Genomic DNA, 21,807 nt, shown 5'->3' on the forward strand with positions numbered 1-21,807 from the left:
GGTGCGGGGCTCGGGGCGCTGGTCAGTACGGCGTCGTAGAGCCCCCCGCGTACAAACCCTCGCAACCCTCACCCGTGTGGGTGATCCCGCCCACGGAGTTGCCCGGCCACATACGGAAGTGACCTTTCGGCAGTGCCGGAACGGCCGTGCGGGCTGGCATCCTTGGCGCAGCATCTGCCCGAGTACCAGTCCGAGCACCGACCGACGCAGACCCAGGAGCCCCGGCCACGTGAGCCACGTGAGCAGCCACTCGCCGCACGGACAGACGCCGCTGCACACCGTCCAGGTCCTCGGCGGTGGCAGTGCGGGCAGCAGCGCGCACGTCAGATCGCTGGCCACGGGCCTCGCCGCCCGGGGCGTGCGGGTCACCGTGTGCGCTCCCGAGGAGGCCGCGCGCCTCTACGATTTCGCCGGCGCCGGTGCCCGGCACGTCGCCGTGCCCCGCAGCGGCGACCCCGCCTCCGTGGCCGCCCTCCGCGCGGCCTGCGCCGACGCCGACCTCGTCCACGCCCACGGGCTGCACGCCGCCCTGCGCGCCACCGTCGCCCTGACCGGGCGGCGGACCCCGCTCGTCGTCACCTGGCACACCCGCGCGCCCGTGGAGGGCGCCCGCGCCCGCGTACTGCGCCTCCTCGAACGGCGCGTCGCCCGGGCCGCGGCCGTCGTCCTCGCCACCTCGTCCGACCTCGTCGACCGGGCCCGCGGCAGGGGCGCGCGCGACGCCCGCCTCGCGGCCGTCGCCCTGCCCGCGCCGCGCCGACCGGACACCGCCGAGGAGCCGGACTGCCTCCTGCACAAGGCGCGGGCCGAAATCGGCGCCGTGGACCGCCCGTTGATCCTGGCCGTCGGCGCCCTGGAGCGGAACCGCGGCTACGACGTCCTCCTGGACGCCACCCGCACCTGGCGGCACCTGGACCCGCTGCCGCTCCTCGTCGTCGCGGGGGAGGGCCCCGAACGGGCCGTCCTGCAGCGGCGCATCGAGGACGAGCAGCTCCCCGCCCGGCTCGTCGGGCGCCGTGACGACGTCCCCGAACTCCTCGCGGCCACCGATGTCGCGGTGCTGCCCAGCAGCTGGGAGTCCCGCTCGGTCCTCGCCCAGGAGGCCCTGCACGCGCGCGTGCCGCTCGTGGCGACCGCGGTCGGCGGCATCCCCGAACTGGTCGGCGACGCGGCCGAGCTGGTCCCGTACGGCGATGCGGAGGCCCTCGCCACCGCCGTCGTACGCCTGCTCGCCGACCCGGTCCGCCGCGCCGAACTCACGCACAAGGGCGCGGTCCAGGCCGCCACCTGGCCGACCGAGGACGAAACGGTCACCCAAGTCCTGAGCGTCTACGACGAGTTGACGCAGCCCCTGCCGTACAGCTGACGCCTACGCGACGTGCCTGCGCGCCCGCAGCGCCAGGCTCAGGGCGAGGACCGTCTGCGGGTCGTCGAGGTCGGTGCCCAGCAACTCGCTGATGCGGGCGAGGCGGTTGTACAGGGTCTGCCGGTTGAGGTGCAGTTCGCGCGCCGTCTCCGCCTTGCGGCCCGCGTGCGCCAGGTACGTCTGCAGGGTGGGCAGCAGCGGCGGCTTCGAGCGCTGGTCGTGGGCGCGCAGCGGGCCGATCGCACGGTCCACGAAGGCCGCGAGGACACCGTCCTCGTCGTGCCGGTGCAGCCGCCAGAGCAGCAGGTCGATGTCGAGCCGCCGCGCGTCGTACCAGGGGCGATCGGAGAGGCCCTGCGCGGCCGCCGCCGTCTCCGCCGCGTGCCGCAGGCCCGACGCGGCCGCCGCCCAGCCGCCCGCGACCCCGACCACCACGACGGGCGGCTGCGCCCCGGGCCGCCGCATCCCGGCCCGTTCGACGCCGGCCCGCAGCGCGGCGGCGACGCGGTCGGCCACCGCGGTGCGCTCGGTCTCCGAGCGCAGGGCCAGGAGGAGCGGCACGCGGCCCTCGACGGGGCGCACGCCGAGGAGCGCGGGGACTCCCACCGACGCCAGCTCCTCGGCGACCGCGCGCGCGAGCACCGCCCAGCCGCCGCCGGTCGGCAGCCCGTCCGCGATCCGCATCACCACCGGCAGGAGCGGGCTGTCGGCGGGGACCGGCTTGAAGCCCAGGACCCGGGCCTGCGCGGGCGCGTCGTCGGCGGCGATCCGGCCCTCCGCGAGATCGGTGAGGAAGTCGCCCCGCCCGCGCGCCGCGAGCTCCTCCTCCTGGCGGGCCTGCATGAGCACCACCGCGAGACTGCCCGCCGCCCGCTCCGCCGCGATGCGGTGCACCGGCAGCGGCGCCGACTCCACGGCGAGCAGAACGAGGCGGGCCCGCACCGAGCCCGCGCCGGGGCCGCCGCCCGGTACGTCGACGAGGACCGCGCTCGCGGGCGGACCCTCCCGGTCGACGGGACGGCCCCGCAGCCCCTCCCACACCTGCAGCGGGTCCGCGCACTCGGTGCCCGCCCCGGCGGCGTACAGGAGCCGGCCCTCCGCCGTCTCCAGGAACACCGGGTTGCCGCTGAACTCCGCGAGGATGCCGAGGACCTGCGGGATGCCGCCCCCGCCGAGCAGCGCCTCCGTACAGCGCCGGTGCACCTCCTCGGCCTGGCGCAGCAGCGTGTAGTGGCCGTTGACGATCTCGGTGTGCACCTCTTCGGTGACCGTCACGAACGGCACCTCGCGGTGCAGCTGCACCAGCGGCAGCCCGGCGGCCCGCGCCGTCTCCACGATCGCCGCGGGGAGCCGGCTGAAGCGCGGCCCGAGCTCGACGACGAGCGCCGCGATGCCGCGCTCGGCGAGATCGCGCACGAAGGCGCGCTGGTCGGCAGGGCGCGCGCCGAGCCCGAGCCCGGTGGTGAGCAGCAGCTCGCCGCCCTTGAGCAGCGAGGCGATGTTGGGCACCTCGCCCGCGTGCACCCACCGCACGGTCCGCTGCAGCCGCTCCGCCCCCGCGACGACCTCGGGGAGCCCACTGCGCAACCCCGGAAGTTCCAGCGCGCGCTGCACGGTGATGCCGCCCTGAGTGCCCTGACTGTCCATGGCGCGGACGCTACCGGGGCGCACGTGCGGGGAACATCTCCCGTGGATCACGGTGGCCGCCGCCGCGGCCGGTGACCCGACAACTCGTCGCGCCGGCGGGGCAATTGCGCGACCCCCTGCCGGTTGTGGCGTACGTCACGCGACGGAAGGGTGCCCGCCATGCCAGAGCAACGCACCACACCCGAGGTCCACCGTCTCAAAGCGAACTCCGTCGGCGTGGTGGGCGTCGTCTTCATGGCGGTCGCCACGGCGGCCCCCATCACGGCGATGACCGGAAACCTGCCGATCGCCGTCGGCGCGGGAAACGGCACCGGAGCCCCCGCCGGCTACCTCTTCGCGACGCTCGTGCTGACCGTCTTCTCCGTCGGCTACGTCGCCATGGCCAAGCGGATCACCGCCGCCGGCGCCTTCTACGGCTACATCTCGCACGGTCTCGGCCGCGTCGCGGGCATGGCGTCGGGGATGCTCGCCGTCCTCGCGTACGTCGTCTTCGAGGCGTCGATCGTGGGCGTCTTCGCGTACTTCGCGCGGACCACCGTCCTCGACCAGCTCGGCGTCGACCTGCCGTGGGTCCTGTACGCGGCCGGGATGCTCGCCGTGACCGCCGCCCTCTCGTACTTCGACATCAACCTCACGGCGAAGGCACTCGGCGTGATGCTCGTCGCGGAGATCGCCGTGCTCTTCGCGGTGGCCACGGCCGTCCTGATCCACGGCGGCGGCCCGGACGGCATCCCCGCCGCCCCGGTCGACCCCTCGAACGCCTTCACCGGGACCTCCGCCGGGCTCGGCCTGTTCTTCGCCTTCTGGTCGTGGGTCGGCTTCGAGTCGACCGCGATGTACGGCGAGGAGTCCCGCGACCCCAAGCGCGTCATCCCCCGCGCGACGCTCGTCTCCGTCGTCGGCGTGGGGCTCTTCTACATCTACGTCTCCTGGATGACCATCGCGGGCAACGGCCTGGCAGGTTCGGTCGAGGCCGCCCGCTCCGCCGACCCGCTCGACCTCTTCTTCGACCCCGCGCACCGCTTCATCGGCGCCTGGGCGGTCGACGCCTTCCAGTGGCTGCTCATCACCGGCTCGTTCGCCTGCGGCATGGCCTTCCACCAGTGCGCGGCGCGCTATCTGTACGCGATCGGGCGCGAGGGCTTCCTGCACCCCGCCCTGGGCCGGACGCACCCCGCGCACGGCTCGCCGTACATCGCCTCGTACGCGCAGTCCGTGATCGCGGTGGCCCTCGTGGCGGCCTTCTGGCTCACCGGCCAGGACCCGTACGCCGACCTGTACACGGTGCTCGCGATCCTCGGCACGATGGCGATCCTCATCGTCCAGACCCTGTGTTCCTTCGCGGTGATCGGTTACTTCCGCCACCACCACCCCGAGGACCGGCACTGGTTCAGGACGCTGCTCGCCCCGCTGCTCGGCGGCGTCGGCATGATCGCCGTCGTCGTCCTCCTCGTCGTCAACATGGACACCGCGGCGGGGACGGCGGCCGACTCGCTGCTCTTCGAGGCCGTCCCCTGGATCGTCGGCACCGTCTTCCTCGGGGGACTCGGCCTCGGCCTGTACCTGCGGGCCAGGCACCCGGACCGGTACGAGATCATCGGCCGCATCGTCCTGGACGACGCGGCCGAACGCGCGGACGGCGACGGGCAGCAGCCCGTCGCCGTCCGGAGCTGAGGGGCGGCTAGCCTCCGTACGCCCCCGAGGCCGTCAGCCGCAGTGCCGTGTCGATCAGCGGCACGTGGCTGAACGCCTGCGGGAAGTTGCCGACCTGGCGCTGCTGCCCGGAGTCCCACTCCTCGGCGAGCAGCCCCAGGTCGTTGCGGAGCGCGAGGAGCTTCTCGAAGAGCTTGCGGGCCTCGTCGACCCGGCCGATCATCGCCAGGTCGTCGGCCATCCAGAACGAGCAGGCCAGGAACGCTCCCTCGTCGCCCTCCAGTCCGTCCACGCCCTCGTCGTCACCGGCCGTCGGGTAGCGCAGGATGAAGCCGTCCGGCGTCGCGAGCTCACGCTGGATCGCCTCGATCGTGCCGATGACCCGCTTGTCGTCGGGCGGTAGGAAGCCCATCTGCGGGATCAGCAGCAGCGAGGCGTCCAGCTCCTTGGAGCCGTAGGACTGCGTGAAGGTGTTCCGCTCCGCGTCGTAGCCCTTCTCGCACACGTCCCGGTGGATGTCGTCGCGCAGGTCGCGCCACTTCTCCAGCGGGCCGTCCGCGTCGCCGGACTCGATGAGCTTGATGGTGCGGTCCACGGCGACCCAGGCCATCACCTTGGAGTGCACGAAGTGGCGGCGCGGGCCGCGCACCTCCCAGATGCCCTCGTCCGGCTCGTCCCAGTGGTCCTCCAGGTAGCGGATGAGCTTGAGCTGGAGGAGGGCCGCGTAGTCGTTGCGGGCCAGGCCCGTCATGTGCGCCAGGTGCAGCGCCTCGGTGACCTCGCCGTACACGTCGAGCTGCAGCTGCCCGGCCGCGCCGTTGCCCGCCCGGACCGGCGTGGAGCCCTCGTATCCCGGCAGCCAGTCGAGCTCGGTCTCGCCGAGCTCGCGCTCGCCCGCGATGCCGTACATGATCTGCAGGTTCTCCGGGTCGCCCGCCACCGAGCGGAGCAGCCACTCGCGCCAGGCACGGGCCTCCTCGCGGTAGCCGGTGCGCAGCAGCGAGGAGAGCGTGATCGCCGCGTCGCGCAGCCACGTGAAGCGGTAGTCCCAGTTGCGCGAGCCCCCGATGTCCTCGGGCAGCGAGGTGGTGGGCGCCGCGACGATCCCGCCGGTCGGCGCGTACGTCAGCGCCTTGAGCGTGATCAGCGAGCGGACCACGGCCTCGCGGTAGGGGCCGTGGTACGTGCAGTGGTCGACCCACTCCCGCCAGAAGGTCTCCGTGGCGGTGAGCGCCGCCTCGGGCTCGGGCAGCGCGGGCTGGTCCTTGTGCGAGGGCTGCCACGAGATGGTGAACGCGATCCGCTCGCCCGGCGCGACCGTGAAGTCCGAGTACGTGGTCAGGTCCTTGCCGTACGTCTCGGCGGTCGTGTCGTGCCACACGGAGTCCGGCCCCGCGACGGCCACCGTGCGCCCGTCGACCTTGTGCACCCAGGGCACCACACGGCCGTAGCTGAACCGCATCCGCAGGGCCGAGCGCATCGGCACCCGCCCGCTGACGCCCTCGACAATACGTACGAGCTGCGGCGCGTCGGTGTCTCGAGGCGGCATGAAATCGATCACGCGGACGGTGCCGCGCGTCGTGTCCCACTCGGATTCGAGCACCAGGGAATCGCCGCGATAGGTGCGGCGCGTGGCAGCGGGTGGCTGCGCATCCGGGCCGTAGGCGGGCCCCAGACGCCAGAAACCGTGTTCGTCGGTGCCCAAGAGGGCGGCGAATACGGCATGGGAGTCGAAGCGGGGCAGGCACAGCCAGTCGACTGTGCCGTCCCGGCAGACCAGGGCAGCGGTCTGCATGTCTCCGATGAGTGCGTAGTCCTCGATGCGCCCGGCCACGTGCATCTCCAGTCGAACGGCCACGTTCGCCCCGCGGGGCGCTTACTTATCAGCGGTCAAGTGATCGTTGACGAGCGCTTGTTCCGGGTGCAAGGCGGGATGGTGCCGTGTGCCGGAGGGGCTCGGCAGCGAGTGTCCGAGCAGGATACGACGCACCCCGGTGATCTGCGCGCCCCTCCCGGCAACGAGCCTCCGCCGAACGGGTGAGCGGCAGGTGAGAGGCGGTGTGCCGAGCAGAAGTGGCGGACCGTGCACGTCCCGTGACCGGGAATTCGATGACCAGGACGTACGCGCCCGGTGGCGGAGCGTGGCCGGAAGCGGTCCCGGTCCGGCGCTGATACCCTGGTAGCCCGTGAGCCGGTGGTCATAGAACCCCCGAACCGCAGCGACGGCACCTCCCCGAATCCCTGGTGGGAGCGCCGGTACGCACCCTCCAGACCGCGACCACGGGAGCCCCCCTTTGGCTATGCAGCCCGCTGCTTTTCGAAACAGCACAGCCACGACGACCAAGCACATCTTCGTCACCGGGGGTGTCGCCTCTTCGCTCGGCAAGGGGTTGACGGCTTCCAGCCTCGGCGCGCTGCTCAAGGCCAGGGGTCTGCGCGTCACGATGCAGAAGCTCGACCCGTACCTGAACGTCGACCCCGGCACGATGAACCCCTTCCAGCACGGCGAGGTGTTCGTCACCAACGACGGCGCCGAGACCGACCTCGACATCGGCCACTACGAGCGCTTCCTCGACGTCGACCTCGACGGTTCGGCGAACGTGACCACCGGCCAGGTCTACTCCCAGGTGATCGCCAAGGAGCGGCGCGGCGAGTACCTCGGCGACACCGTCCAGGTCATCCCGCACATCACCAACGAGATCAAGCACCGCATCCGCCGCATGGCGACCGACGACGTCGACGTCGTCATCACCGAGGTCGGCGGCACGGTCGGCGACATCGAGTCCCTGCCGTTCCTGGAGACCGTCCGCCAGGTCCGCCACGAGGTCGGCCGCGACAACGTCTTCGTCGTGCACATCTCGCTGCTGCCCTACATCGGCCCCTCCGGTGAGCTGAAGACCAAGCCGACCCAGCACTCGGTGGCCGCCCTTCGCAACATCGGCATCCAGCCGGACGCCATCGTGCTGCGCGCCGACCGCGAGGTGCCCACCGCCATCAAGCGCAAGATCTCGCTGATGTGCGACGTCGACGAGGCCGCCGTGGTGGCCGCCATCGACGCCAAGTCGATCTACGACATCCCGAAGGTGCTGCACACCGAGGGCCTGGACGCCTACGTCGTGCGCAAGCTCGACCTGCCGTTCCGCGACGTCGACTGGACCCAGTGGGACGACCTGCTCGACCGCGTGCACAACCCGATCCACGAGGTCACCGTCGCGCTCGTCGGCAAGTACATCGACCTGCCCGACGCGTACCTCTCGATCACCGAGGCGATGCGCGCCGGCGGCTTCGCCAACAAGGCCCGCGTCAAGGTCAAGTGGGTCACCTCGGACGACTGCAAGACCCCGGCGGACGCCCAGAAGCAGCTCGCCGACTGCGACGCGATCCTGATCCCCGGCGGCTTCGGCGACCGCGGCGTCTCCGGCAAGGTCGGCGCGATCCGGTACGCCCGCGAGAACAAGGTGCCGCTGCTCGGCATCTGCCTCGGTCTGCAGTGCATCGTCATCGAGGCGGCCCGCAACCTCGCGGACATCCCCGACGCCAACTCCACGGAGTTCGACGCGGCCACCGGCCACCCGGTGATCTCCACCATGGCCGAGCAGCTCGACATCGTCGCCGGCGAGGGCGACATGGGCGGCACGATGCGCCTGGGCATGTACCCCGCCAAGCTCGCCGAGGGCTCCATCGTGCGCGAGGTGTACGAGGGCAAGGAGTACGTCGAGGAGCGCCACCGTCACCGCTACGAGGTGAACAACGCCTACCGCGCCGACCTGGAGAAGAAGGCCGGCATCCAGTTCTCCGGTACCTCCCCGGACGGCAAGCTCGTCGAGTACGTCGAGTACCCGCGTGAGGTCCACCCGTACCTGGTCGCCACCCAGGCCCACCCGGAGCTGCGGTCCCGGCCGACCCGCCCGCACCCGCTCTTCGCCGGGCTCGTGAAGGCGGCCGTCGAGCGTCAGCAGGGCCGGGCCAAGCAGGGCGGCAAGTCCGGCAAGTAACACCAGGGCGATACGGTTGCCGGGGTGCGCGCCTCTCACGAGGCGCGCGCCCCGGTTTCTGTTTGCACGTGTGGGAGGACAGGGCATGACGATCAAGGACACCGCCGAGGAGTGGCAGGTCACGGCGACGGAGACCCCGTTCGTCGGCAACAAGACCTCCGTGCGCACCGACGACGTGGTCATGCCCGACGGCTCCGTCGTCCACCGCGACTACCAGGTCCACCCCGGCTCCGTGGCCGTCCTCGCGCTCGACGGCGAGGGCCGCGTCCTGGTCATCCGCCAGTACCGCCACCCCGTCCGCCACAAGCTCTGGGAGATCCCCGCGGGCCTCCTCGACATCCCCGGCGAGAACCCGCTGCACGCCGCCCAGCGCGAGCTCTACGAAGAGGCGCACGTGAAGGCCGAGGACTGGCGGGTCCTCACCGACGTCTACACCACCCCCGGCGGCTGCGACGAGGCCGTGCGCGTCTTCCTCGCCCAGGACCTCTCCGAGGCCGAGGGCGAGCGCTTCGAGGTCTCCGAGGAGGAGTCCGACATGGAGCTCGCCCGGGTGCCCCTCGAGGAGCTCGTGCGCGGCGTGCTCGCCGGTGAGCTGCACAACAACTGCCTGGTGGTCGGCGCCCTCTCGCTGCAGGCCGTCCTGAACGGCGACGGCGTCGACGCGCTGCGCCCGGCCGAGGCGCCCTGGCCGGCCCGCCCCTTCGAGGCCTGAGAGCCCCGGAAACGGCCCGGAAACGGTCCGGCATCGTCCGGCACTGTCCGGTCCGACGATCTGCTGATCCGATCGGGCGACTTGTGCGCGCCGCGTGACCGGGTGGGGCGCAGGGCCTGAACTAGGCTCTGAAAGCGTCCCGCCCGGAGCCCCGGCGGGTTCGTGCGCAGGCGGACGGGAGCGTGGCCCGTGACGGATCAGGCAGTCGACACGGACGGTGCGACGGCGGGTGGTGCGGTGCCGGCACCCGCGAGTGCCTCCTTGCAGTCGACGAGGGCTCAGTTCGTCGGCAGACGCCGGGAGTTGAAGGAGCTGCGCGCCGACATCGACCGGGCGGGACTCGACACGCTCTCGGGCCGGAAAGCACCCCGCGCGCGCGTCCTGCTCGTCGCGGGCCGCCCCGGCTCGGGCCGCAGCTCGCTCGCCGGGGAACTCGCCCGGCAGCTCGCCGACGCGTACCCCGACGGAGTGCTGCGCGCCCACCTCACCGAGCCCGACGGCAGCCGTGTGCCCACCGAGCGCACCGCCCGCGACCTGCTCGACACCCTGGGCGTGCCCGCACCGCCCGGCGCCGCGGAGGACGACCTCGCCGAGACCCTCAGGGAGGCGCTCGCCGGCCGCAGGGCGCTGCTGCTGCTCGACGACGCGGCGGACGCCGAGCAGGTCGACGCGCTGCTTCCGGACACGCCCGACTGCCTGGTCGTCGCGGTCTCCGAGGGCCCGCTCACCGGCATCCCCGACGTACGCCCGTGCACGCTCGGCGGCCTGGACAAGGAGGCCGCCGTCGAACTCCTCGCCCGCGCCGCCGGGCCCGTCCGCATCACCGTCGACCCGGGCTCCGCGGAGTCCCTCGTCGAGGTGTGCGCGGCGCACCCTGCGGCCCTCGTCCTCGCCGGGGGCTGGCTCTCGGAGCGTCCCAAGGCCGCCGTCGCCGACCTGGCCAAGCGGGTGCGCGCACTGCCCGACGAGGGCTCGGCCCTCGCGCGTGTCTTCGCTCACACCTACGCCTCGCTGCCCTCGCCCGCCGCGCGGATACTGCGACTCCTCAGCCTCGCCCCGGCCGGCCACGTCGACCCGCACACCGCCTCCGCGCTCGCGGGCTGCTCGGTCTCCGGGGCCAAGACCACGCTGGACGACTTCGCCTCGCTCGGGCTCGTGCGCGCCGTCGCCTCCCCGCTGCCGCAGTACGAGGTGCCCGGCTGCCTGGTGCCGCTGCTCCGGGCCCGTACCGAGAGCCAGGACCGCCCGGCCGAGCTCCAGCTCGCCAGGGCCAGGATGCTGGAGCGGACCGTACGGCTGCTGCAGTCCTGCCGGGCGGTCACGGAGCCCGACGGCTCCGCCGCCCGCAAGAAGCTCGCCGGGCTGCCGCGCGCCCTGCGGTTCCCGAGCCGGCGCGCCGCCGAAGAGTGGCTGCGGATCCGGCAGCCCGCGCTGCTCGCCGCCGCCCGGCTCGCCGTGGCCGACGGGGAGCTCGACACCCTCGCGCGGCGCCTGATGGCGGCCCTGACCCGGGCCCTGGTGGCGCACCGCGGCACGGAGGCGGCGGCGCCCGAGCTGTACGGCATCCACCGCCTCGTCCTGGACGTGGCCGAGCGGCGGAACCTGCCGCGCGAGCAGGCCGCGGCGCTGCTCAACCTCGCGGACCTGGACGCGCAGACGGGCCGGACGCGGGACGCGCTGGCCCGCTACCGGGCGGCGCTGGACGCGGGGCGGGCGGCGGGCGATCCGTACGCCATCGGCCGCGCGATGGAATCCGTAGGCGGGGCCTATCAGGAGCTGGGGGACTGGCCGCGGGCCTCGGACTGGTTCGGCCGGGCCCTCGCCCACCGGCTGGCCCGCGGCGAGCGCGCGGACGCCGCCCGTCTGCACGGCCGGATCGGCACGGTGCACACCTACGCGGGGCGCTACGGCGAGGCGCTGCGCAACTGGAGTTCGGCGGTGACGGGGCACCGCAAGAACGGCGATGTCCCGGCCCAGGCGCGGGCGTTGAGCGAGATGGCCCGCGTGCAGGAGTACGCGGGGCGGCCCGAGGAGTCGCTGCGCACCTGCCAGGAGGCCGTCGAGTGGGCGCGGCACGCCGAGGACGTGCGGCTGCAGGCGGCGCTGCAGCTGCGGCTCGCCGACACCCTGGAGCGGCTCGGCGACCCGGCGGCCGCCCGGCTGCACCGCGGCGCGGCCGAGCGCATGCTGGGAGGAGAGCTCCCGCAGGTCGCGAGGCTTGAAAGGAACGGTGGAGCGTAGCCTTCCGCCTACGAAATCCGTAGTGCATCTGCAGAAGATTGAAGTATTGGAAGGCTAGACAGCGAGAAATCCTTCATTAGACTGGCTCCGCCGCGTACCTCCGCGGTGTCTCCCGTTGCGCCCCCACGTGCACCGGTATGCGTTGCATTGCCCGAGAAATCCCCTGAGCCAAGGACCGTGATCGACGATGAAGGTCGGCATCCCCCGCGAGGTCAAGAACAACGAGTTCCGGGTGGCCATCACCCCCGCCGGTGTGCACGAGCTGGTGCGCCACGGCCACCAGGTCGTCATCGAGCGGAACGCCGGCGTCGGCTCCTCGATCACGGACGCCGAGTACGTCTCGGCGGGCGCGCAGATCCTGGACACCGCCGACGAGGTCTGGGCCACCGCGGACCTGCTCCTGAAGGTCAAGGAGCCCATCGCTGAGGAGTACCACCGCCTCCGCAAGGACCAGACCCTCTTCACCTACCTGCACCTGGCCGCCTCCAAGGAGTGCACGGACGCGCTCCTGGACTCCGGCACGACCGCCATCGCGTACGAGACGGTGGAGACCGCGGGCCGCGCGCTCCCGCTGCTCGCCCCGATGTCCGAGGTCGCGGGCCGTCTCGCCCCGCAGGTCGGCGCCTACCACCTGATGGCCGCCAACGGCGGCCGCGGCGTGCTGCCGGGCGGCGTCCCGGGCGTGGCCGCCGGCAAGGCCGTGGTCATCGGCGGCGGCGTCTCCGGCTGGAACGCCATGCAGATCGCCATCGGCATGGGCTTCCACGTGACCCTGCTCGACAAGGACATCAACAAGCTCAAGGAGGCGGACAAGATCTTCGGTACGAAGATCCAGACCGTCGTCTCCAACGCCTTCGAGCTGGAGAAGGCCTGCCTCGAGGCCGACCTGGTCATCGGTGCCGTCCTCATCCCGGGTGCCAAGGCCCCGAAGCTGGTCACCAACGAGCTCGTCTCCCGCATGAAGCCGGGAAGTGTCCTTGTCGACATCGCGATCGACCAGGGCGGCTGCTTCGAGGACTCGCACGCGACCACCCACGCCGAGCCGACCTTCCCGGTCCACAACTCGGTCTTCTACTGCGTCGCCAACATGCCGGGCGCGGTGCCGAACACCTCCACGTACGCGCTGACCAACGCGACGATGCCGTACATCGTCGAGCTGGCGAACCGCGGCTGGGCCGAGGCCCTGCGCCGCGACCCGGCGCTCGCCCTGGGTCTCAACACCCATGACGGCAAGGTCGTTTACAAGGAGGTCGCCGAGGCCCACGGCCTGGAGCACGTCGAGCTCGAGTCGCTCCTCGGCTGACCCGGGTGACCGGCTCCGGTCGGTCCCACGACGCTTTCGTCAACGAAAGTCGTCAATCTCACGCCAGCGGCCGGACCTTGAGAGGGGTCCGGCCGTATGCGTATCAGTGTGGACACGCTCAACTAGCCGTGAACGTAACCCTTTAACCGTTTCGCCCACCCCCGAAACGTAGCGATGAAGAGCCGTACGCCCTTGACACAAGGGTGTTCCGTTGCCGACACATCGGGCCGGGTCCGGCGGATTGTGTTGCTGTGGAGCGGTGACACGCCATAGAGTCGCCAACCGTCGGCATGGTGCCACGCTGACCTATCGAGAAATTTCCTGGTCACCAAGGAGGTAAGACGACTTGTGAATGAGTCGACATTTGCTCCCGGGGGTGGTCAACCAGGAACGTCTGTGCGGGACCAGGGTCCCGTAGGGCTCGAGGCCGTCGGCTCGGTCGCTGTCCGCACCTTCGAAGCCCGGCAGGGCCCCCAGCCGACACAGTCAGCACCCCAGAGCATGGATGGCCATCACGTGAACGCCATGGCCGGCGACCGGAGTGGCGATAACACCCACACCCACCTCGCCGACTACGAGGAACTGCCCCAGGGGCACTTCTACGACCCCGACGCCGAGTACGAGCCCGATCCGGAGTACGCGGCCACGCTCGCGCCGGACGCCGCCCGTCAGCGCCGCGAGCGCATCGGCCCCACGGGACGCCCGCTGCCGTACTTCCCGATCCCGGGCCCGCTGACCGATCACGGTCCCGCGAAGATCATCGCGATGTGCAACCAGAAGGGCGGCGTCGGCAAGACGACGTCGACCATCAACCTGGGCGCGGCCCTCGCGGAGTACGGACGCCGGGTCCTGCTCGTCGACTTCGACCCGCAGGGCGCCCTCTCCGTGGGCCTCGGGGTGAACCCGATGGAGCTGGACCTGACGGTCTACAACCTCCTCATGGAGCGCGGCATGTCCGCGGACGAGGTGCTCCTGAAGACGGCGGTCCCGAACATGGACCTGCTGCCGTCCAACATCGACCTGTCGGCTGCCGAGGTGCAGTTGGTGAGCGAGGTCGCGCGCGAGTCCACGCTGCAGCGGGCGTTGAAGCCGCTCATGCAGGACTACGACTACATCGTGATCGACTGCCAGCCCTCGCTCGGCCTGCTCACCGTGAACGCCCTGACGGCGGCTCACAAGGTGATCGTGCCGCTCGAGTGCGAGTTCTTCGCGCTGCGCGGTGTGGCCCTGCTGACGGAGACCATCGAGAAGGTCCAGGAGCGGCTCAACCCCGACCTGGAGCTCGACGGCATCCTCGCGACCATGTACGACTCCCGGACGGTGCACAGCCGTGAGGTGCTCGCGCGCGTGGTCGAGGCCTTCGACGACCACGTCTACCACACGGTCATCGGACGCACGGTCCGCTTCCCGGAGACCACGGTCGCCGGCGAGCCGATCACGACGTACGCCTCCAACTCGGTCGGCGCGGCCGCCTATCGCCAGCTCGCCAGGGAGGTGCTCGCCCGGTGTCACGCCGAGTGAGTCTGCCCGGGGCCGACGAACTGTTCCGTACGACCGGGGGGATGGCGCTGCAGTCGTCGTCGCCGCGGCGCCCGGCCAACGGCGAGGCGCGGGTGCCCGCTCCGGCGGGCGAGAGCGACGAGACGGCCGCGGCGGCCGAGGAGACGGCGGCACAGGGCGACGGCGGTGAACCCGCCGAACACACGGCCGCGGACGCGGAGTCCGGGGCCGAGTCACGCAGCCGCGCGGCTGCCGCCGAGGGCGAGAAGGGCGCAGGACGCCGTTCGGCGTCCGCGCAGGAGGGTGCGGCTCCGCAGGGCGGCGGCAAGTCCGGCGGCTCGTCCACCGCGCAGGCGCGGCGCCGGGCGCGCGCGGCCAACCGCCGGCCCAGCGGGCGCGAGCGGCACGACGAGAAGATCACCGTGTACGTCTCCGCCGAGGAGCTGATGGACCTCGAGCACGCGCGCCTGGTGCTGCGCGGTGAGCACGGCCTCGCGGTCGACCGCGGGCGCATCGTGCGCGAGGCGGTCGCCGTCGTCCTCGCCGACCTGGAGTCGCGCGGGGACGCGAGCATTCTCGTACGACGGCTTCGCGGGCGGTAGGGGTAGCGTTCCCGCCTGATGGCCACGAACGACTCCGTACCGCCCCCGTCCGCCCGGCGCCGCGCCCTGGGGCGTGGGCCAGGGGCGGCGCCCGCGGAGGCAGCTCCCGTCGTGACGGCGCCCGACGAGACGGCGCCCGCGGAGCAGGAGCGGGACGCTCCCGACGACGGACGGTTCAAGGTCCGCCTCGCGAACTTCGAGGGACCCTTCGACCTGCTGCTCCAGCTGATCTCCCGGCACAAGCTGGACGTCACCGAGGTGGCGCTGTCCAAGGTGACCGACGAGTTCATGGCCCACATCCGGGCCATGGGGACCGACTGGGACCTGGACCAGACGACCGAGTTCCTCGTCGTCGCCGCCACCCTGCTCGACCTGAAGGCGGCGCGGCTGCTGCCCGCCGCGGAGGTCGAGGACGAGGCCGATCTGGCGCTGCTCGAAGCGCGGGACCTGCTCTTCGCCCGGCTGCTGCAGTACCGCGCGTACAAACAGATCGCGGACATCTTCAGCGGGCGGCTCGACGACGAGGCGCGGCGCTACCCGCGGACCGTGGGCCTGGAGCCGCACCACGCCGAGCTGCTGCCCGAGGTGGTGATCAGCATCGGGGCGGAGGGCTTCGCCAAGCTCGCCGTGAAGGCGATGCAGCCGCGCGCGAAGCCGCAGGTGTACGTCGAGCACATCCACGCCCCGCTGGTCTCCGTGCAGGAGCAGGCCGGCCTGGTGATCGCGTGGCTGCGGGAACGGGGCGAGGCCAGCTTCCAGGAGCTCGTGGCGGACGCGGGGGACACCCTCACGGTGGTCGCCCGCTTCCTGGCCCTGCTGGAGCTCTACCGCGAGAAGGCCGTCACCCTGGACCAGGCCGACCCCCTCGGCGAGCTGCTGGTCAGGTGGGCGGGCGGCGACGACGACGCGGAGCCGACCGTGACCGACGAGTTCGACCGGGCCCCCGAGCCGATGGAGGAGAAGGCGTGAGCGCGCAGAGCCCCGTGGGCGAGCTTGCCGGAGCCGTGGCCGAGCTGGAGCTGCGGCCCGCCCTGGAGGCCGTCCTGATGGTCGTCGACGAGCCGGCCACCGAGGAACACCTGGCGAAGATTCTTCAGCGCGGCAGGCGTGAGGTGGCCGTCGCGCTGCGTGAGCTCGCCGACGAGTACACCGTGCAGAAGCGCGGCTTCGAGCTGCGTCTCGTGGCCGGTGGCTGGCGGTTCTACACACGGCCCGCGTACGCGGCCGCCGTGGAGCGCTTCGTCCTGGACGGGCAGCAGGCGCGGCTCACCCAGGCGGCTCTGGAGACCCTCGCGGTCGTCGCGTACCGTCAGCCGGTCAGCCGTTCCCGGGTCTCCGCGGTGCGCGGGGTGAACTGTGACGGCGTGATGCGCACCCTCCTCCAGAGGGGTCTGGTGGAGGAGGCGGGCGCGGAACCCGAAACAGGTGCGATCCTGTACAGGACGACGAACTACTTTCTGGAGCGGATGGGCCTGCGCGGCCTGGACGAGCTCCCCGAGCTCGCGCCCTTCCTCCCCGAGGCGGACGCGATCGAGGGTGACACGCTGGAAGGTGTCCCGTCGTTCGACCCGGACGCACCCGATGCGCCGGGGTACGAGTACACCCAGGACTCAGCCGACTAGACGGAACTTTTGATGCGAAGCAGCAGCGGCAGGAACAGCAGCGGAAACAACGGCGGGAGCCGTGGTGGCAACAGCGGCGGCCGCGGCGGGAACGGCGGCGGCCGCGGCAACCCCCGCGGGGCCGGCGGCAACCGCGATGACAAGCAGGGCGGCAGCGGCCGCCCGAAGAAGCCGCGTCCGGAGGAGCGGCGCTACGACGTAGGGTCCGGCGGCACCCAGGAGGGTCCGAAGTCGGGCCGTGGCGCCTCGGCGCGCGGCGGCGCCAAGGGCGGCCCCAAGCAGGGCCAGGGCACCGGACGGGGGCGGTGGGCCCCGGCCACCTCCCGTGAGTACGACGCGCGGGCCGAGGAGCGCAACCGGGAGCGGTACGCGGGCAAGCCGAAGGCGAGCCTGCCCAAGACCTTCCCGGGCGCCGAGCAGGAGGGCGAGCGCCTGCAGAAGATCCTCGCCCGTGCGGGCTACGGCTCGCGCCGTGCCTGTGAGGAGCTGGTCGACGAGGCCCGCGTCGAGGTCAACGGCGAGATCGTCCTGGAGCAGGGCCTGCGCGTCGACCCGGAGAAGGACGAGATCAAGGTCGACGGCCTGACGGTCGCCACCCAGTCGTACCAGTTCTTCTCGCTGAACAAGCCCGCCGGTGTCGTCTCCACCATGGAGGACACCGAGGGGCGCCAGTGCCTGGGCGACTACGTGACCAACCGCGAGACGCGGCTGTTCCACGTCGGGCGCCTGGACACGGAGACCGAGGGCGTCATCCTGCTCACCAACCACGGTGAGCTGGCCCACCGCCTCACGCACCCGAAGTACGGCGTGAAGAAGGTCTACCTCGCGCACATCGTGGGTCCGATCCCGCGCGACCTGGGCAAGCGGCTCAAGGACGGCATCGAGCTCGAGGACGGGTACGCGCGCGCGGACCACTTCCGCGTCGTCGAGCAGACCGGCAAGAACTACCTGGTCGAGGTCACCCTCCACGAGGGCCGCAAGCACATCGTGCGGCGCATGCTCGCCGAGGCGGGCTTCCCCGTCGACAAGCTGGTGCGGGTCGCCTTCGGACCGATCACCCTGGGCGACCAGAAGTCCGGCTGGCTGCGGCGCCTGTCGAACACGGAGGTCGGGATGCTGATGCAGGAAGTCGACCTGTAGGCCGACGGGAATCCCTTGCCCGAACCACCCCCCTCTCTTTATAGTCCTCTTGACTATAAAGAGAGGGGGGTGGTCGTGCATGCAGGGTTACGACAAGCACGCCTTCGAACCGTTCGCCGTCACCGTGGACCTGGCGGTGTTCACCGTCCGGGAGGGCGCGCTGCACGTGCTGCTCGTCGAGCGCGGCCAGGAGCCGTACGCCGGGCGCTGGGCGCTGCCCGGCGGATTCGTGCTCCCCGACGAGTCGGCCGAGGACGCCGCGGGCCGGGAGCTCGCCGAGGAGACGGGCATCGCGGACACCGGGCGGCTGCACCTGGAGCAGGTGCGCACCTACAGCGACCCGGGCCGCGACCCGCGCATGCGGGTCGTCTCCGTCGCCTTCGCGGCGCTCGTCCCCGACCCGCCGCAGGTCCGCGGGGGAGGCGACGCGGCCCGCGCGGCCTGGCTGCCGTACACCCCGGTGACGTACCGGCCGCTCGCCTTCGACCACGACCGGATCCTCGCCGACGCCCACGACCGGGTCGGCGCCAAGCTGGAGTACACCGGTCTCGCCACCGCGTTCTGCCCGCCAGAATTCACGCTCGGCGAGCTGCGGCAGGTCTACGAGGCGGTGTGGGGCGCCGAGCTCGACCCCGCGAACTTCCGGCGCAAGGTGGTCGGCACAGCGGGCCTGGTCGAGGCGGTCCCCGGCGCCGCGCGGCTGACCGGCGGCCGCGGGAAGCCCGCCGCCCTCTTCCGGGCCGGCACCGCCACCTCCCTCCACCCGCCCCTGCTCCGCCCCGCCCCGGAAGGACAGCCCTCGTGAACGCCCCCGTGCAGCGCGCCGCCACCGGCTCCCTGATGGGCCTCGCCCTCGGCGACGCGCTCGGCTTCCCGACCGAGTTCAACGACGTGCCCTCGATCCTCGCCAAGTGCGGGCCCTGGCGCGAGGCGGAGCTGCCGACACCCGCGATCGTCACCGACGACACACAGATGACGCTCGCGCTCGCCCGCGGCCTGCGCACCGCCATGGAACGGGGGAGCCTCGGGCCCAAGCGGATGGAGCGGCCGGTGCGCGAGGAGTTCGTGGACTGGTACCGGTCGCCGGAGAACAACCGCGCGCCCGGAAACACCTGCCTGAAGGCCTGCTACCTCCTCAAGACCGGCAAGCCGTGGGAGGAGGCGAGCCAGGTGCACTCCAAGGGCTGCGGCGCCAACATGCGCGTCGCGCCCCTCGGGCTCGTGCCCGGCCTGAGCGACGAACAGCGGGCGGGCGCCGCCCAGTTGCAGTCCGCGCTCACCCACGGCCACCCGACGGCGCTCGCCGCCTCCGACCTCACCGCGCACACCGTGCGGCTGCTCGCCGAGGGCGCCGAGCCGACGGGGCTCGTCGGACTCCTTCGCTCCTACGCGTACGAGAACCGGGAGACCTACCACGCCCGCTGGCTGGGGGAGTTGTGGACGAGGGGTGAGGCCCCGACCCCGCGCGCGTTCATCGCCCGCGGCTGGGACGAGTGCCTGGCCGTCCTCGAACGCCTCGATGCCGCGCTGCGGCACGCCAACCCCGAGACCGACCCCTGCCTGGCCACCGGCGAGGGCTGGATCGCCGAAGAGGCGCTCGCCACCGCGCTGCTGTGCTTCCTGCAGTTCGTCGACGAGCCGGTCACCGCCCTGCGCAGGGCCGCCTGCACGTCGGGGGACTCCGACTCGATCGCCTGCCTGGCGGGGGCGTTCGCGGGGGCCCGCCTCGGCGCGGACGCCTGGCCCGCCGAGTGGGTCGCGCGGATCGAGTACCGGGCCGAACTCCTGGAGTTCGGGGCGCTCTGGGACGCTTGAGGCCACGTCCGAGTCGCGGGACGGGAAGCCGTACAGGTGCGCGCCCGAGATGGTCTGCACGCCGTCCTCGACGCGGCGCAGGCCGATTCAGCGCTGCCCGGTACCCACTCGGCGTACGACGCCCTGAACGACCTCGTGGTCCGCGTGCGGCTCCAGGGGCTCGAGGGGGCGCAGGGCTGACGCCCGGCGCGTACGGAACAGGAAGTCCTCGATCCGCTCCCGGTCCGGCCCTGCCGGGAGCGGGCTGTGCGCCGCCGCCTCCTCGGCCTCGGCGGCCAGCCGGTTCATCCGGCCCTCCACCTCGGTCCAGGAGACCTCGCCGCGCTTGACCGCGAGGAGGGGCTCGCGGTGGTCGCCGACGTCGATCGTCAGCTCGCCGGTGCGCAGCAGGTCACGGCAGGCGATGAGGAGCCGCAGCAGGTGCATGGCGTGCTTCCACCGCGGGGCGCCGTGCGTGCGGACGTCCGCCTCCAGCTTCCTGCGCTGGCCCAGCGCGTAGCGGGCGAAGGTGCCGTGGGCTTCGCGGGAGAGGAACGCGTCGCGCAGGGAGAGCAGCTCGCGGCCGGTGTCCGTGACGTGCTCCACGAGCGGCGAGTGCAGGCACTCCAGGACGTTCGGATTGGCGCGCAGGGCGAGCTCGCAGAAGCGCTCCAGCTCCCAGCCGAACTGTTCGTCGGCCGGCCCGTCCAGATGCGTCGGAGGCTTCTCGAACCGCCAGAACAGCGGGGTGGGCACCAGGAAGACGCCCCTGCGGTCGGTGTCGCTGTCCTCCGTGGCGAGGCCGAAGGCGCGCGAGCCCATCACGCAGGAGTAGATCGTGTGGTCGCGTACGAGGGCGAGGTCCCGGGGGTGCATGGGGGCGAGCGTACGGGCCGAGGCGCCGGGCCCGTGCTCACGGGCGGCCCGGGAGAGGCGTCCGTCTCGGCAGCCGGGCGCCGCGCGCTCCCATGCCGGGCGCTGACTACCCTTGCCGTACAGCAGTCGTACGCCTCCTCGCCCACCTCGACACCGACCGGCCCCACTCCGGGAGCACGCCCGTGCCCCCCCGGAAGCGCGGCCGCCCTCCGCAAGGACATCGCCCAGTGAGAACCGCCCTCGTCATCGGCACCGGCCTGATCGGCACCTCCGCCGCCCTGGCCCTCGCCTCCCGCGGCGTCGTCGTGCACCTCGCCGATCACGACCCGGCGCAGGCCCGCACCGCCGCCGCGCTCGGCGCCGGCACCGACGAGGCCCCCGAGGGCCCCGTCGACCTCTGTGTCGTCGCCGTGCCGCCCTCGTACGTCGCCGCCACCCTGGCCGACGTCATGCGGCGCGGAGCCGCCCGCGGCTACCTGGACGTGGCGAGCGTCAAGGGCGGCCCACGCCGGGAGCTGGAGGAGCTCGGCCTCGACCTGACCCCGTACATCGGCACGCACCCCATGTCGGGGCGCGAGCGCAGCGGCCCGCTGGCCGCCACCGCCGACCTCTTCGAGGGGCGGCCCTGGGTGCTGACCCCGACCCGGGACACCGACACCGAGGTGCTCAACCTCGCGCTGGAGCTGGTCGCGCTCTGCCGCGGCGTGCCCGTCGTCATGGAGGCCGAGGCCCACGACCGCGCGGTCGCCCTCGTCTCGCACATGCCGCACCTGGTCTCCAGCATGGTCGCGGCGCGCCTGGAGCACGCGGAGGAGACGGCGGTACGGCTGTGCGGCCAGGGCATCCGCGACGTCACACGGATCGCCGGGTCCGACCCGAGGATGTGGATCGACATCCTCTCCGCCAACCCCGGGCCCGTCGCCGACCTGCTCTCGGCGCTCGCCGCCGACCTGGAGGAGACCGTGACGGCGCTGCGCGCCCTGCAGTCGGTCGACGAGGCGAAGCGCTCCGAGGGCGCGGCCGGGGTCGAGGGCATGCTCCGGCGCGGCAACGCGGGCCGGACCCGGGTGCCCGGCAAGCACGGGGCGGCCCCGGCGGCGTACGAGATCGTCGCGGTGCTCATCGACGACAAGGCGGGCCAGCTGGCGCGGATCTTCGCCGACGCGGACCTGGCGGGCGTCAACATCGAGGACGTGCGCATCGAGCACGCGACCGGGCAGCAGGCGGGCCTGGTGCAGCTCATGGTCGAGCCGTCGGCCGCGCCCGTCCTCAGCGCGTCGCTGCGGGAGCGGGGCTGGTCGATCCGGCGGTAGGTCCTGCGGCGGCCGTCCCGGGACGGCCGCCGCAGGGGCTGTC

Annotated in this window: 17 protein-coding genes; 14 read left to right on the plus strand and 3 right to left on the minus strand. The window is 72.5% G+C overall.

Annotation, left to right across the window (positions count from 1 at the left end):
* Positions 1-229 precede the first annotated feature (229 nt).
* Complete coding sequence (locus ACZ69I_RS36660; RefSeq protein ID WP_470836826.1) at positions 230-1,366, plus strand: glycosyltransferase family 4 protein; 1,137 nt, start codon at positions 230-232, stop codon at positions 1,364-1,366.
* A 3-nt stretch (positions 1,367-1,369) separates the two neighbouring features.
* On the opposite strand, the gene ACZ69I_RS36665 is transcribed toward ACZ69I_RS36660, so the two are convergent.
* Positions 1,370-3,013 (minus strand): PucR family transcriptional regulator, encoded by a 1,644-nt coding sequence (locus ACZ69I_RS36665; RefSeq protein ID WP_467682947.1) that lies wholly within the window; start codon positions 3,011-3,013, stop codon positions 1,370-1,372.
* 159 nt (positions 3,014-3,172) lie between these two features.
* Here ACZ69I_RS36665 and ACZ69I_RS36670 point away from each other — a divergent pair, with 159 nt between their 5' ends.
* Positions 3,173-4,687, plus strand: a complete 1,515-nt coding sequence (locus tag ACZ69I_RS36670; RefSeq protein ID WP_470836827.1) for an APC family permease — start codon at positions 3,173-3,175, stop codon at positions 4,685-4,687.
* Between the two features lie 7 nt (positions 4,688-4,694).
* Here the strand turns inward: ACZ69I_RS36670 and ACZ69I_RS36675 are convergent, their stop codons facing one another.
* Positions 4,695-6,506, minus strand: coding sequence for a glycoside hydrolase family 15 protein (locus ACZ69I_RS36675; RefSeq protein ID WP_470836867.1), 1,812 nt, complete (start codon positions 6,504-6,506; stop codon positions 4,695-4,697).
* A gap of 460 nt (positions 6,507-6,966) precedes the next feature.
* Here ACZ69I_RS36675 and ACZ69I_RS36680 point away from each other — a divergent pair, with 460 nt between their 5' ends.
* The 11 genes from ACZ69I_RS36680 to ACZ69I_RS36730 all read left to right on the plus strand — a co-directional run bounded on the left by ACZ69I_RS36680 (position 6,967) and on the right by ACZ69I_RS36730 (position 19,596).
* A complete protein-coding gene (locus ACZ69I_RS36680; protein ID WP_467680805.1) occupies positions 6,967-8,661 on the plus strand; it encodes a CTP synthase in 1,695 nt (564 codons plus the stop codon).
* Between the two features lie 85 nt (positions 8,662-8,746).
* Positions 8,747-9,373 (plus strand): NUDIX hydrolase, encoded by a 627-nt coding sequence (locus ACZ69I_RS36685; protein WP_361728357.1) that lies wholly within the window; start codon positions 8,747-8,749, stop codon positions 9,371-9,373.
* A 189-nt stretch (positions 9,374-9,562) separates the two neighbouring features.
* The gene (locus ACZ69I_RS36690) at positions 9,563-11,614 is read left to right on the plus strand and encodes a tetratricopeptide repeat protein (RefSeq protein WP_470836828.1); all 2,052 of its coding nucleotides are present in this window, start codon (positions 9,563-9,565) and stop codon (positions 11,612-11,614) included.
* Positions 11,615-11,801: 187 nt separating this feature from the next.
* The gene (ald, locus tag ACZ69I_RS36695) at positions 11,802-12,917 is read left to right on the plus strand and encodes an alanine dehydrogenase (RefSeq protein ID WP_470836829.1); all 1,116 of its coding nucleotides are present in this window, start codon (positions 11,802-11,804) and stop codon (positions 12,915-12,917) included.
* 348 nt (positions 12,918-13,265) lie between these two features.
* Positions 13,266-14,438 (plus strand): ParA family protein, encoded by a 1,173-nt coding sequence (locus tag ACZ69I_RS36700; protein ID WP_467680485.1) that lies wholly within the window; start codon positions 13,266-13,268, stop codon positions 14,436-14,438.
* Positions 14,423-15,019 carry a hypothetical protein gene (locus ACZ69I_RS36705; protein WP_470836831.1) on the plus strand — a complete coding sequence of 199 codons (597 nt, stop codon included), beginning with the start codon at positions 14,423-14,425 and terminating at the stop codon, positions 15,017-15,019. Before ACZ69I_RS36700 ends, ACZ69I_RS36705 begins: the two co-directional genes overlap by 16 nt.
* An 18-nt stretch (positions 15,020-15,037) precedes the next feature.
* Positions 15,038-15,988, plus strand: coding sequence for a segregation and condensation protein A (locus ACZ69I_RS36710; RefSeq protein WP_470836832.1), 951 nt, complete (start codon positions 15,038-15,040; stop codon positions 15,986-15,988).
* Positions 15,985-16,641 (plus strand): SMC-Scp complex subunit ScpB, encoded by a 657-nt coding sequence (gene scpB / locus ACZ69I_RS36715; protein ID WP_467680491.1) that lies wholly within the window; start codon positions 15,985-15,987, stop codon positions 16,639-16,641. Before ACZ69I_RS36710 ends, scpB begins: the two co-directional genes overlap by 4 nt.
* Before the next feature lie 12 nt (positions 16,642-16,653).
* A complete protein-coding gene (locus ACZ69I_RS36720; RefSeq protein WP_470836833.1) occupies positions 16,654-17,781 on the plus strand; it encodes a pseudouridine synthase in 1,128 nt (375 codons plus the stop codon).
* A 79-nt stretch (positions 17,782-17,860) separates the two neighbouring features.
* Entirely contained in the window at positions 17,861-18,586 is a 726-nt protein-coding gene (locus tag ACZ69I_RS36725) for an NUDIX hydrolase (RefSeq protein ID WP_470836834.1), read from the plus strand.
* Between the two features lie 35 nt (positions 18,587-18,621).
* On the plus strand, positions 18,622-19,596 hold the full coding sequence (locus ACZ69I_RS36730) for an ADP-ribosylglycohydrolase family protein (protein WP_470836868.1): 975 nt from the start codon (positions 18,622-18,624) through the stop codon (positions 19,594-19,596).
* A gap of 87 nt (positions 19,597-19,683) precedes the next feature.
* Here the strand turns inward: ACZ69I_RS36730 and ACZ69I_RS36735 are convergent, their stop codons facing one another.
* The gene (locus tag ACZ69I_RS36735) at positions 19,684-20,451 is read right to left on the minus strand and encodes a nucleotidyltransferase domain-containing protein (RefSeq protein ID WP_470836835.1); all 768 of its coding nucleotides are present in this window, start codon (positions 20,449-20,451) and stop codon (positions 19,684-19,686) included.
* A 227-nt stretch (positions 20,452-20,678) separates the two neighbouring features.
* On the opposite strand from ACZ69I_RS36735, the gene ACZ69I_RS36740 reads away from it, so the two are divergent.
* Entirely contained in the window at positions 20,679-21,764 is a 1,086-nt protein-coding gene (locus tag ACZ69I_RS36740; protein WP_467680499.1) for a prephenate dehydrogenase, read from the plus strand.
* Positions 21,765-21,807: the final 43 nt, after the last annotated feature.

The organism is Streptomyces sp. NPDC036815, assembly GCF_055609205.1.

Coding starts and splice junctions, on each gene's coding strand:
- ACZ69I_RS36720 (WP_470836833.1), top strand. CDS start 16,654: ATGCGAAGCAGCAGCGGCAGGAACAGCAGCGGAAACAACGGCGGGAGC.
- ACZ69I_RS36665 (WP_467682947.1), bottom strand. CDS start 3,013: ATGGACAGTCAGGGCACTCAGGGCGGCATCACCGTGCAGCGCGCGCTG.
- ACZ69I_RS36685 (WP_361728357.1), top strand. CDS start 8,747: ATGACGATCAAGGACACCGCCGAGGAGTGGCAGGTCACGGCGACGGAG.
- ACZ69I_RS36670 (WP_470836827.1), top strand. CDS start 3,173: ATGCCAGAGCAACGCACCACACCCGAGGTCCACCGTCTCAAAGCGAAC.
- ACZ69I_RS36725 (WP_470836834.1), top strand. CDS start 17,861: ATGCAGGGTTACGACAAGCACGCCTTCGAACCGTTCGCCGTCACCGTG.
- ald (WP_470836829.1), top strand. CDS start 11,802: ATGAAGGTCGGCATCCCCCGCGAGGTCAAGAACAACGAGTTCCGGGTG.
- ACZ69I_RS36680 (WP_467680805.1), top strand. CDS start 6,967: ATGCAGCCCGCTGCTTTTCGAAACAGCACAGCCACGACGACCAAGCAC.
- ACZ69I_RS36710 (WP_470836832.1), top strand. CDS start 15,038: ATGGCCACGAACGACTCCGTACCGCCCCCGTCCGCCCGGCGCCGCGCC.
- ACZ69I_RS36730 (WP_470836868.1), top strand. CDS start 18,622: ATGGGCCTCGCCCTCGGCGACGCGCTCGGCTTCCCGACCGAGTTCAAC.
- ACZ69I_RS36735 (WP_470836835.1), bottom strand. CDS start 20,451: ATGCACCCCCGGGACCTCGCCCTCGTACGCGACCACACGATCTACTCC.
- ACZ69I_RS36675 (WP_470836867.1), bottom strand. CDS start 6,506: ATGCACGTGGCCGGGCGCATCGAGGACTACGCACTCATCGGAGACATG.